Source organism: Legionella sp. km772 (assembly GCF_003989735.1).
Taxonomy (GTDB): Bacteria; Pseudomonadota; Gammaproteobacteria; order Legionellales; family Legionellaceae; genus Legionella.
In genome coordinates this window covers 1-12,515 of sequence record NZ_RZGQ01000087.1, presented here as the reverse complement: position 1 = coordinate 12,515, position 12,515 = coordinate 1, and the positions used below count along the sequence as shown (strand labels likewise).

Genomic DNA, 12,515 nt, shown 5'->3' with positions numbered 1-12,515 from the left:
TTATTAACCATTTAGAGCGAATAAGCCTCACAGCCTAAATTTACCGAATCTTTTGTCGACTGTTGATTAAAAAACAGCTGAACAATAATTGGTTCATTTCTAGTCATGAAAAGCCCCTGGGAAAAGAGACAGTCAATCAAAAAGTCAATCAAATTGAAGGGACTATTCAACAACAGGCCGAGGAGTTGTTGGAAATGGTTCGTGAAAAGCCTCTTACATCTATCCTTATTGCAGGTGGTATAGGCTTTATTTTAGCAAAAATCTTAAACAAATAAAATTTGACCAGGAAGCCAACATTTGTTTAGGGAGTGTAGCTTTATGGCAGGAGTAGCTTCATGGAAGAAATGACACGTCAATTTATGGCTCAATCTAAAAGCGGGCATGTGCTCAAACTTATTGAATATTCTTTTCCTATTGACATGTCTGACAGCAATAAACAGGGTATCGTTGATATTGCTCGTTATAAGACGGAAGATGGGCGCACGGTAGAAAAAGTAAATGGGGCGTATCAAATCTTAGGTGAAAGTGAACTTTATTATGAACATAATGAAGATTAAAGAGCTTAGAATTTTCTCCCTGTAGTGTCTCTAAGGTACAGGGAGAATTGAAAAGCGCATAACTAATTGGAGCAGTATAAGCCTTTAACAATAAGCCGCCCGAGGCTCATCGTTAACCTCATGGTCCTGCGTCTGAGTTGTGGTGGGCGTACGTTTAAACATCGGAACTGCTGGCGATGGGCTAGTGAGTGAGGCTTCTGCTTGTGCTTGTGGTGATAAGCCGAAATATCTTAACATGTTCGTTGTCGTATCGGAATGTATATTTTCTTTGCTCATATCATTATTCTGTGTCGCAGACAAAACATTCTGTTGCTTTAACCGAAATAAATTAGTTAAAACAATAGTTGATTCAACAACCATTAAGGCCACCCCGACGGCAGGATTTAAGGTAAAGCCCAAAGCAACAAATAAACCGGCTGCAACTAAGGTTACAACTGAGTTAAAGGTAAGGCTTATAAATAGATTCTGGAAAATATTGTGTTTAGTTTTTTTACCCACATCAAAGGCAGTTGCTATGGGAAATAGATAACCTTTTTGTATGACCATACCGGCATGCTTTTCGGTGATAATATCACCAATGCTTGATTTTACTGCAATCCCTAAATCGGCGTCTGCAATTGCAGCTACATCATTGGCCGCATCCCCAACCATGGCCACTTTACGGCCTTTACGCCGCAACTCTTGAATATAACTGGTTTTTGAGACTTCACCCTGATGACTAATTACACCTACTGTATTGGCACAAATATTTTTCTTATTAATTCCTAATCTTTTTGCATATTCTTCCGCTGTTGCTTGGTCAGCCCCAGTACATAAATGAATGGATTTACCTAATTGCTTTAATTGCTTAATAGTGGCTATAGCGTCTGAGCGGAGCGGATCAGATAAAGCAATTTGTCCTATTACGGTTTTACCTCTTACTAGGTAAATGGAACCGTTTTCATGATTTTCATAAGGCTCATTAATAGTAGTTACACCATTACTAAAAAGCATTTCCTGATTGCCAATCATAAACGTTTCGCCATTGATAGTAGCTTTAATACCTGAATGATGGCTTTGATCCACATTTGTGATGTTTAGCTTGTTGTCTATAAACATCAGGTTTTGGTTTTGGATGTGTGAAAGGATTATTTTCCCTACTGGATGTTTGGATTTACTTTCTAAAAGCGCTATATGTTTTAAATATTTTGGATCCGATACAAGTAAACTTTTAACTTCAATTTGGCCTGTAGTTAAGGTGCCATTTAAATCAAAAACAATAGTGTCAATATCCGCTGCTGCTTGTAAGGCCTTACCATTGTTAAAGCGAACTCCTTCATCAGATGCTTTTTTCATCCCAATCTTAACTGCCATAGGTGTGATAAGACTTAAGGCACAAGGGCATGCGCTCACCAATACCGAAATAACACATTGTAGAGCAAGGGCAGGTCCAAAAAACGTACCAATAAGAATGCCTGATGCCGTAGCAAGTGCTAGTAAACCAGGGATAAAGTATTGAAGTACTTTATTAGCAAAGAGTTCAATAGGGGCTTTTTCATCATTCGCTTTATTGATATGTTTGGCAATAAGAGAAAGATAGGAGTTTTGATAGGTACTTGTTGCCCTTAATTCTAAAGAGGGGATATGTTCGGCCAAACGCATTCCTGCTTTGACTTTGTCACCAGGATAAAAATCTTTAAGCCTTGGAGAGCCATCAATAGAGGTAGTGTAAAGTAGGGTTGGCTCTAATAAAACTCCATCCACGGGAATAACATCACCATTATTTATAGTAATGATATCGTTGGGAATTAACTCTTTAACGGAAATTTCCCTATCCGGGTCGCCTTTAAGTAAAACTACCGGCGATAAGCTATCACGCACATCTAGCTTTTGGTTGAGTTGATCTATTAAAGTATGTTCAACCGCTTCGCCTAGATGCCAAAAACCTAAAACAAAAGGAGCGGCCTCAAACATCATAGGCATACTGGGAACGAAAATACTCACAATAGATACGATCACAATGGTTAAGGTACTTATTGCATATAAGGTCGTCATATCCCATTTTTTTGCACGTAGCGCTTGCCAGGCTTGTTGATAAACGCTACTTCCAAGGTATAAGGTGGTTAATGAGGAAATACCGGTAATAAGGGAGTAAGCTAATAAGGAAAGATTAAGACCAGAAATAGAAAGAGCTAATAAGGCGACACCTGAAAGTAAACCCACTCCCGCCTGTAACCAATGATTTTCATGAGAATGGCCGTGTGAATGCCCATGATGGTCGTGTGAATGTCCATGATGGTCGTGTGAATGTCCATGATGGTCGTGTGAATGTCCGTGGTGGTCGTGTGAATGTCCATGATGGTCGTGTGAATGTCCGTGGTGGTCACCTGAGTGACAGTGTCCATCATGGCAGTTTCCATCATGCCCATGTGAATGGTGGGCATGCGTACTCGCTTCACCTTCAAATAATTCAACATCTACTTTTGCAGTTAGGGGAAACCCTTGTTTTAATAAGCAGGTTCTTAATTCCTCTTGCTGAGTAGCGGATACTTCTTCTGTCTCACATAAAAGGCTCAAACTTTTATTGAGGCCTAAAAAATCCGTTGCTACACGTTTTAATTTGAGTCCCTTAATTTGCGTAAAGAGATTGGGTAATTGTGTTACAGCTTTTTTTAAGCTAGTAAATTCTGCGTCATGTGATTCTGCAAGATAAAATCGATAATAGATATTACGCATTTAGACCTCTTTTTATACGATAATCTAGATCATAAAGTGCAGCAGGCGCACCAAGCATGCATTTGATCTAGCCAAAATCCGTTATGAAATAATTTTTTCATCGTTGAAAAAACCGTTATAACAGCAGTGAGTGACGCGCTCTATGATGTTGTCCAAAATAAATTAAGTGCGGTCGTCTTTTGCCACGCATGTATCATCAAATGATAAAGTGATATAATATAACACATCTGCGAATGTTACAACATAACATTAGATGGAAACTAAAAAGAGCATTTGGTTCTTTTCAGTTCAACTTTGCTCACGACTACTTTTTTTTCACTGATTGTTATAACCTTTATTTTGAAAAGCATTCTATGATAAAATACTTAACAAATTATTAAGTAAAAAAGTAATTGATGAATCAGAATTTGCTGGATAAGGCGTACAAACACTGCATAAAAAACGGTCATCGATTTACTGAACCAAGAGAACGCGTGCTTAAAATCTTAGTTAATGAAACGAAACCTCTCAGTGCCTATGATATTTTACGTAAACTCTCTAACGAAATGACCAACCCCAAACCGCCCACCGTCTATAGAGCGATTCAATTTTGGCACCAAGAAGGATTTATTCATTGTATCGATAGCCTTAAGTCTTATGTAGCTTGTTTGCACGGTCATCATATCGGACAGGCCCAATTTCTTATTTGTAATGAATGTGATTTTGCTAAAGAATTAGAATGTGCCTTAGATCTTTCTGAGGTCACCCTAGCCGCGAATGCTTTTCATTTTTCAATTATTAATTGTACCATTGAGATAAAAGGCTTGTGTGCTCAATGTCAGGCTAAAACTATAAAGAATTAATCCGAAAAAACTTCTCTACCCCTTTTAGCAATAAGATTAGTGAAGTGCTTATAGGGTATTTCTTAGCTGTGTTGCTTCCTCAACTTCAGCAACGGTATCATCAGCCCCTAGGTCTCTCATTTCTTTTTGCTTTTTGGCCTCAAGTGCTGTATCAACCAGAATGTTTTTGTCTTGGTTTTCCTCAAGCACCTCAAGGGGCGTGTCAATAACATTGCCCACAGAGGCAGCTGGTTTTTGCAAGGGTGGATGATCTTTCAAAATTTGTCCTGTTTTAGCATAACTTTGAGATGTTTTAGGTTCCATGACAATACCCCATAACCGGCTTTTATATGTATTAATTATAATCACTCGCTTAAAGTTATGCAAATCTGCCAGAGCGCTTGATGAGTCTATCGCATAAACCAAATCAAAAATACGGACCGCTGAAAAGTTCAACAGAATGCGCTTTAAAAATTATTAAACAAGACTATCTGTTTGGCGATGATTGCGCTCTATTGAAATAGAGATAACTGGCGCATGTTGGCTTCAAGTTTCTTTATTTGTTAATAAATTGATCTTTCGTGCTTCGGTTGATTCTTGGGATTTGCTTTCGCATAGAGATCGATAGAGCACGGAATTCTTGATATACTTTGCTTGCCTTATATTGATATGAGCTATTGAAAAAGCATTAAAATCAATAAAGAGTCAAACAATCGGAGTGTAATCATACTGCAGGGTGCGAAATCTAGAAGAAAAGCTATAGAGGATGCTTAGGATTACATGCAGAACAAGATATATTTAAGGGTACAATCATTTTAATAGCAGGCTCAACTCATTTACCCATAGATGATTTTATAGATGATATTTTACAGAAGCTAACATCTCATCCTAATTTAGTAATAACAGCTGCACCTGGTGCTGGCAAGACCACTCGATTGCCTCCGGAGTTGCTTTCTGTTGTAGCCGGTAAAATAGTAGTGCTAGAACCTCGAAGAATGGCAGCGATCGCTGCTGCTCATCGGGTTGCAGAAGAAAATAGTTGGCTGGTTGGAGAGGAGGTTGGTTATCAAGTCCGTTTTGTCAATAAAACATCGCATAAAACCAGATTAATATACATGACTGAAGCTTTACTGGCACGACACATGATTCATAATCCTGAGTTAGATGATGTAGACATGGTGATTCTAGATGAGTTTCATGAACGATCTTTATACGTTGATTTAACACTTGGATTAATACGCGAATTACAACAGTTAGGGCATCCTATTAAAATTGTGGTCATGTCAGCAACCCTCGAAGCAGAAAAAATTGCTGAATATTTGGGTAATTGCCCTGTCATTTCCGTGCCTGGAAAGTTATTTGAGTTAACGGTACGCTATCAAAAATCAACTCAATTCCTAACACCTAATTATCAATTTTATGAGCATTTATCTCAAGTCATCAAAGAAGCACAGCGACAAACAGATAAAGATATTTTAGTATTTTTACCGGGTGTGCGAGAAATTGACCGTGCTAAAGAAAACTTACTTGATTGGAAAGAAAGCCAAAAAATAGAAGTGATCACGTTGCATGGCAGTCTTCCTCTAGAAGCACAGCGTATTGCATTGCAAAAATCTTCAGCACAAAGAATTATTCTTGCAACTAATATTGCTGAGTCTTCTGTTACTTTAGACGGTGTTGATACGGTCATAGATTCAGGTTTAGTAAAAATAATGAAGCACGATTTACGTACTGGATTTTCACGCCTTGAGATTTCGCGAATTAGTTTAGCGAGTGCCATTCAGCGTGCGGGTAGAGCTGCACGACAATTTCCGGGTGTTTGTTACAGGATGTGGAGTCAGCATGATGAACGGTCATTTGTGAAATCAAATATTCCCGAAATTCTATGCTCAGATTTAAGCGATAGTTTACTTTTTTTAGCACATCAACATATCTCGAATTTTCAGAGTTTTTCATGGTTTGAAAGACCTCCTCGGGTCAGCATTGAACGGGCGACCTTAAGCATACAGGCGGCAGGTGCAATCAAAACTAACAATGAATTATCCTCAATAGGTCGCCAGCTTTTAGACTTTCCCTTACCTCTGCGTTTGGGGAGACTATTAATTGCAGGTATAGAAAACAATTGCATCGATCTGGCGGCCAAAATTGCAGCGTTATTACAAGAGCGCGATATTTTACGGAAAGAAAGGGCGAATCATTTTCAAGCAGAGCATTATGAATGTGATGTTGCACCGCGGTTAAAAATATTCAATAAATTTCTAAAAAATGGTTCTTCACATGAAGGTCAGTTCACACTTTTACAGACGGTCGCGCAAAGTTATCAGCAGATTCTCGAGCTTGCTAAAAAATTAAAAAAGGCAGAGCCCCCTGCTTCTCTTGAAGAAGATGAAGCGAGACAGTTACTCCTCATGTTATCTTTTGGTGATCGTTTGTGTCGACGTCGCAAGAACTCTGATCGTGCATTGATGGTCGGGGGACGTGGCGTAAAATTGTCAGATCGAACGCTTGTGAAAAGAAGTGAGTTTTTTATTGCCTTGAATGGTTTTGAAGAAAGCGGCGAGGCAGAAACTTTGATTAATCAGGCGAGTGGGATAAATAAAGAATTTTTGCTCAAACACTTTTCCGACCACATCATAAAGAAAAGAGACATCATTTTTGAAGCAGAAAAATCGCAATTTTATCAGCGTGAATATAAAACACTTTGGGATTTACCAATCGAAGAACCGAGTTTTTCGCTGGCCACCTCTGTACACCTAGCAGAAAAATTGCCTGATATATTAACTGACAATTGGGCGAACACACTGAAGAAAAATGAACATTTAGATCAGTGGTATCAAAAGATTTTATTTATACGATTCCATAAAGCATTAATACCTCCTCATATCCAAGATGAATTAGAGAGTCTTTTCGAGGGAGATGCATTAAAAAAATCATTTTGCTTAGATGTATTTAGACAAGCATGTTTCGGTGAAAGTAAAATGGCTCTCGTACTGAAAAAAAATTTAGTGTATTTTTTTGAACTAAATATATCAGAAACCTTGCGTAGTATTTTACAAAATGAACTTCCAAGTAAGTTAAAAGTTCCCAGTGGTAGCATGATCCCTATTCATTATTCAACGGTTGAACATCCTTTTCTTAGAGTACGCATCCAAGAAGTGTTTGGATGGGAAAAAACGCCGAAAATATTATTTCAGAGTGTGACCGTTGTCCTGCATTTATTAGGGCCGAATTTTCATCCAGTGCAGGTAACAAGCGATCTAGAAAGTTTTTGGAAAAATGGTTATTCAGAAATCCGTAAAGAGTTACGGATACGTTATCCTAAACATCAATGGCCATTAAATCCTGCTGATGGCATTGCTCAGGCGAAAGGATCGAGGCGAATATAAGAAGTGCCGCGGCTTTTAAGAGTACATCCAAAAATAAGCAAAATGTTGATTGATGGCGCCCAAAAAAAGCTAGTGTAATCAAAAATTACTAGGCATAGATTTCCGCTATACAATTAAGACTCTAAAACTTAAGTCCTCCTTCTCTTCTTCTCGTGCCAGAGGCAATGCTTCAGGATGATTTTTTGATTCGGAAAATCCTTATTGCTCATTATATATACCTTAAGGTATAATAAATACAATATCGTCTAATTTTTTAAATCAGGATTCATTCCATGCAAGCAGAATTTACAGACAATGTCGATGCATTACTAGAGCAAATTAGCTTATTTGATGACAGAGTGGCTCAAGAAAACGCCTTAGTAACGCTTTGTCGTTTGTCTGAAAATTGTCCTAAAAATCAAAAAGAGCTAAGTGAAAAGGGGGGGATTGAGAACCTAATTAAGCTACTAGCACATCCTTCCTCTGAGGTTGTTCAAGGAAAAGCCTTGGACCTGCTTTGGATTTTGTCCGCAAATTACCGGGAGAGTGGAACGATTGTTCGTGAAAAAAGCATGATTGAGGTTTTAATTCAGGTATCAGCATATGCTTCTTTGTCAGCAGATAAAGACAGCGCTATTGCTTTGCGAGCGCTTCTGTCTTTGTCAGTCGCAGGTACTGAAGGGGAAAGAAAAAAGATAGTTGATAGTTTATTGGAGTATTTTTGTTTGCCGGAGTCGGCTGCTAGGTTGAAAGAACTGAGCTTGGAGATTGTGGCAAGAGCGAGTAAAGAAGAAATTAGTAGCGACCCTTCTGGTGCTATTATAAAGGCGCTGGATTCTTTATTTGCAATTAGGCTATGCAGGTTAATTGCGCTGGAAAAATGGGATGATTTAGCTATTTTTGTTAAGCATGCCAACAAAGAAGTTCTGTTACGTTTCAAGGAATTCACTGGGGTCGACTTAAAAACTTATTTACAAGTAAATATTAATGCTGCTTGCGCAGCTAGTAGCATAGCGATGTTGAGTGTACACTTACCCGCCAGTGAAGCACTTTCAGAAGAAGGTTCTTTTTCGCCAAAAAATCTACCCGCAGATCCCCACAATAGGACACAACAAAAAAAGGCTTTGGCTCAGTTTTGGGGTATTAAGGAAGAAGAACTCTGGCGTTTATGAATAGATTATGAGAAGCAAGTCGATAACAACCCTTTAATTTTTGATCAAGGTGAACCTGGTTATGCTGCGGGCATGCTAAACGGCTGGTCTTTTATGACTCGTGGTGTTGCTAAGCCGCTAACCTTAGCGTCGTTCATTGACTTGCATGATGCAGCAATAACCTATTTATCCACTGAGGGTACTTATGGTCGGGTATTCAATAAAAAAAATCAAAGCATTTTTAAGCTAAGCACTAGTATTCCTTTGATGGGGAGATCTCAATATGGTAATAGACATTTACCTCATTGCGAACAAGCAGCAAAGTAAGAAAATGCGAAGCTCCAAAGCTGGTTAATTGAATTGTTCGATGACGGGGTTAAAGTCCGTGGCCAATTCACTCTGTACTCGGATATTGTGGATAAAACATGACGAATTTTCAGCGAATATGAGAGAGCCATTCGTCAGGCAAGGGATGATGATGTAAAAAAAATACATGCCATCGCCTGGCTTTGTAAGCAACTTGAAATGTTTCATATTTTTACGGATGCAAACCAGCGAACTATCTCTTTTTTATTGCTGAATCAAGAACTAAAAAGACAGGGGCTAGTACTTTGCCTGTTGCCTTCACCCTTTTGTTTTGATGGTCATTTAAGTGCTGATGCGCTGGTGATTGAAATACAAGCAGGGCAAGAGCTTGCTAAAATTCATTTATACCCCGCTGGTAATGTGCCGGTATTGTTAAGGGCTTATGTTGACTGCCTTAACTCACCTGAATCCACGCTTCATCAAAGGCTTGTTTCTTTACGGGTTTTGCGTGCTCTGGCAAGTCAGCCTTCATTTAATAATTATTGGTACCCATTAAAGCTTATCGAGCGGTTAATGCAGGCCTTGGATGGTGCTGAATATCCTATCAAGGACAAAATTATTGAGTTGCTTAATTATCTTCTCACCGAGTGCGAATTAAACCACGCAGAAAAAGGAATAGAACTCTATATATCCGCGCTAGCCAATTCCTCATCCGTAGCGATGCAGCAGCAAGCTGCGATAATTCTTAGCATGTTTTCACTCGAGTGGAAAAATAGGGATAGCAAACTTAATAGCGATGCAATAGACTCCTTGCTCATAGTCTTGGCAAATCATACTTCGCTTAGTATCCAGGGATACGCTGCGCAAACACTTGGCCAAATATCTTGCTTTAGGCCTGAACATAACAAAGAGATTGGTGAAAAAGGGGGGATAGAGCTCCTAATCAAAGTTTTGACTCATTATACTTTGCCTTGGGCGCACCAAAGGGTTTTGTTTGCACTAGTATACTTGTCAGAAAACTGTCTTGAAAATCAAAAGAGGGTGGAGAAAAACGTTGGGTTAGACGTCATTATAAAAATCTTGGTTAATTCTCTTTGTATTGGCGTGCAGGAATATGCATCCAAGCTGATAAAAATTCTCTCCTGTGGTTGTCCTGAGAATAAACAAAGGATTCTTGAACAGGGCGGAATTAACGCTTTGATAAACGTCTTGGCCACTCCTGTTTCCCCTAAGGTTCAAGAGACAGTTGTGCGAGCAGTCAAGACATTGGCAGAGAATTACGCAGACAATCAAAAAGAGATTCGTGAAAAGGGGGGGATGGATGTATTAAACAAAGTGTTTGCCAGCTCCTCAGATGCTGGCGTGAAGAATGAAATTACAGAGCTTTTGCGTATCTTATCCCCTAACGCTACTGAGGTTAAAAATCCAATCGCAGCGCTTGGCTTTTTTTCCGGCGATGTTGGTCAAGGTAGGGAAGATGATAGGGAGTGTAAATATGAAATTAAAACTAAACCCTTTTCCTGAGGGAGAGTCTAAAATGCCTAGGCTCTTTGGACTGCAGGGGTAAAGGAGAAAGGGGAATGAACATAAGTCGTAACTCCCCAAGTCATCCCTTGCGCAGCGAGGGATCTCCCTGCAGTGGCACAATCTCTAACATAACGATCAATCTAAATCGTCCCACTCAGGATTCAATGAATTAATCAGATCCTGCATCTTTTTTCCTGACCAGCCTTTGATTTGCCTCTCTCGCTCAATAGCCTCTGTCACCCAATAAGTCTTCAAGAGTATTGATCTTAATTGAAACAAAATGCTGGCTAAATATTTAAGAGAGAGTATACTGAACCGTGTTAGAGTTCCCGCTTCTGATGGCTGACATAGCTCATAAGCCTATATACAGTTTAATTAAGCATCACCATTACAAATCTACAAATCTACAAATCTACAAATCTACACCATTAGTTTATTTGAGCACAAATTTTATAAAAATAGCTCAGTCAGCTAGTTGCAAACGGTTCAATTTACCTATTTGTTGGAATGACCTTGAAATCTTGCTACTGCTTATTCAGAGTTAGCTCTGATAGGTCAAGCATCAAAGTTTATCATTGCGATTGGTAATAACATTGTTGGGCCGAACGGCCCAACCTAGGGGCTACCCATAAAGCACGAAGCCAAATGCTCTTGCCACCTGTAGCTTGGGCTATTCGGCTCAACACGCCATAAGCAGCAAAGATTGGTTATGAAAGAAACGCGAGGCTAATTCCTGAGGAAATAAGCATTATTATGAGAAAATCTGTTATTGTGCGTCCAAGAAAATATAAAAATATCTCTTTGAAGAAAATGAAAAAAGGTTCTTCTCATTTAGAAGCCTTACTTGAGAAACTTAAGCAATTACATCAAGAATCAGTTTTATCAAAAGCAACTTAAAGTATTTCAAACCTTTAATATTCAAGGGTTAAGAGAATTAGTTACGGAGCATGAAAATTTAAATAAAACACAAGCAGACGCATTACTCGATGCAAAATTACACCGAAAAACTAATAGGGAATTGATTGCAGAAGAAAAAATTAAACAGGTTCATAACCTAATTATTAAAACAGCATCTACTATAATGCAGGCAAATTACGTAACTTTTCATACTTACATTCCAGATAAACAGAGTTTAAAGCTATCCGCTTTTCTTGGTTTTGAAGAGTCCGCTGCTAACTTATTGAAATGCGTCACTTTCGACGATTCAAATTCTTACGCTTTAGCGATGAATGACACAAAGAGCACTTTTGTATTAAATATTGAAGATTCCCACTTATTGTTAACTCCCAATCTTTTATGTGCGTATCGCTTAGCGGGAATATGCTCGGTATTATTAAGCCCTTTATTTTCCTCTTCCAAGGAGTTATTAGGTGTTCTTTCGATTCACTGGAAAATCGAAAATGAGCCATCTGAGCGCGAGCTTTCTTTATTGAATTTATTACTCGATCAATCCGCTGCTTTAATGGGGCAATTTTATGAACGAATAGCTATGATGGAAGATAATCTGTGGCTAATAAGCCAGAAAGAGGCCTTTCATTCCGCCATGAGGAGAAAACCTTTAGAGCATTCACTACGAACACTGATTGACACAGTAATTCTGCAAACAAAAGGGAGTGGCACGGCAGCTTTTTATTTGATACCTACACATAACGAGTTTTTTAATCCATCCGCAAGGCTTGAAGAAGAATATCCTCAGATTTTTAAATTATTCCCTGATGGACCTCATTTTGTGGACTGGTCTTTAATAATGAAAACGGGCGAACCAATAATTACTCCGGATATTGAATCCGATCCTGCTTGGAAGGACTTAAGACTATTAGCACGTAAACATAATTGCCGTGCCTGTTGGTCTTTCCCAGTCCACACAAGCGATGATTTAATTCTAGGTACCTTGTGTATTTATTTTACCGAACCTCGTGAGCCTACAAAAAGAGAGTTAGAAATGGCTAATGTTCTGATATAGGCGCGGATTTTTAGACGAAAAAAAGGTATTTTTAAGAGCTATTCTTCTAATATAAGAGGGGAATAGAATGACCAAAAAGCGAAATTATTACACTGCATCAAAAAAATCAA

At 38.7% G+C, this 12,515-nt stretch carries 10 protein-coding genes; 8 read left to right on the top strand and 2 right to left on the bottom strand.

Annotated elements, in window-relative coordinates; genetic code table 11:
• Positions 1–62: 62 nt before the first annotated feature.
• Complete coding sequence (locus tag ELY15_RS09730; RefSeq protein ID WP_127099477.1) at positions 63–275, top strand: DUF883 C-terminal domain-containing protein; 213 nt, start codon at positions 63–65, stop codon at positions 273–275.
• A gap of 60 nt (positions 276–335) precedes the next feature.
• Positions 336–557 carry a hypothetical protein gene (locus ELY15_RS09725; protein ID WP_127099476.1) on the top strand — a complete coding sequence of 74 codons (222 nt, stop codon included), beginning with the start codon at positions 336–338 and terminating at the stop codon, positions 555–557.
• An 84-nt stretch (positions 558–641) separates the two neighbouring features.
• On the opposite strand, the gene ELY15_RS09720 is transcribed toward ELY15_RS09725, so the two are convergent.
• Positions 642–3,272: a cation-translocating P-type ATPase gene (locus tag ELY15_RS09720; RefSeq protein ID WP_127099475.1), complete on the bottom strand. Its 2,631-nt coding sequence runs from the start codon at positions 3,270–3,272 to the stop codon at positions 642–644.
• A 395-nt stretch (positions 3,273–3,667) separates the two neighbouring features.
• Here ELY15_RS09720 and ELY15_RS09715 point away from each other — a divergent pair, with 395 nt between their 5' ends.
• On the top strand, positions 3,668–4,114 hold the full coding sequence (locus tag ELY15_RS09715; RefSeq protein WP_127099474.1) for a Fur family transcriptional regulator: 447 nt from the start codon (positions 3,668–3,670) through the stop codon (positions 4,112–4,114).
• 48 nt (positions 4,115–4,162) lie between these two features.
• Here ELY15_RS09715 and ELY15_RS09710 read toward each other — a convergent pair whose 3' ends face one another.
• Entirely contained in the window at positions 4,163–4,417 is a 255-nt protein-coding gene (locus ELY15_RS09710; protein WP_127099473.1) for a hypothetical protein, read from the bottom strand.
• A 470-nt stretch (positions 4,418–4,887) separates the two neighbouring features.
• Here ELY15_RS09710 and hrpB point away from each other — a divergent pair, with 470 nt between their 5' ends.
• From hrpB to ELY15_RS09680, 5 genes are all read left to right on the top strand, one after another.
• The gene (gene hrpB, locus ELY15_RS09705) at positions 4,888–7,479 is read left to right on the top strand and encodes an ATP-dependent helicase HrpB (protein ID WP_127099472.1); all 2,592 of its coding nucleotides are present in this window, start codon (positions 4,888–4,890) and stop codon (positions 7,477–7,479) included.
• 272 nt (positions 7,480–7,751) lie between these two features.
• Positions 7,752–8,630, top strand: a complete 879-nt coding sequence (locus tag ELY15_RS09700) for a hypothetical protein (RefSeq protein ID WP_127099471.1) — start codon at positions 7,752–7,754, stop codon at positions 8,628–8,630.
• A gap of 72 nt (positions 8,631–8,702) precedes the next feature.
• Positions 8,703–8,936 (top strand): hypothetical protein, encoded by a 234-nt coding sequence (locus ELY15_RS09695; RefSeq protein ID WP_148111237.1) that lies wholly within the window; start codon positions 8,703–8,705, stop codon positions 8,934–8,936.
• Between the two features lie 198 nt (positions 8,937–9,134).
• Positions 9,135–10,439 (top strand): hypothetical protein, encoded by a 1,305-nt coding sequence (locus ELY15_RS09690; RefSeq protein WP_127099469.1) that lies wholly within the window; start codon positions 9,135–9,137, stop codon positions 10,437–10,439.
• Positions 10,440–11,286: 847 nt separating this feature from the next.
• Positions 11,287–12,405 (top strand): GAF domain-containing protein, encoded by a 1,119-nt coding sequence (locus tag ELY15_RS09680; RefSeq protein ID WP_199744204.1) that lies wholly within the window; start codon positions 11,287–11,289, stop codon positions 12,403–12,405.
• Positions 12,406–12,515: the final 110 nt, after the last annotated feature.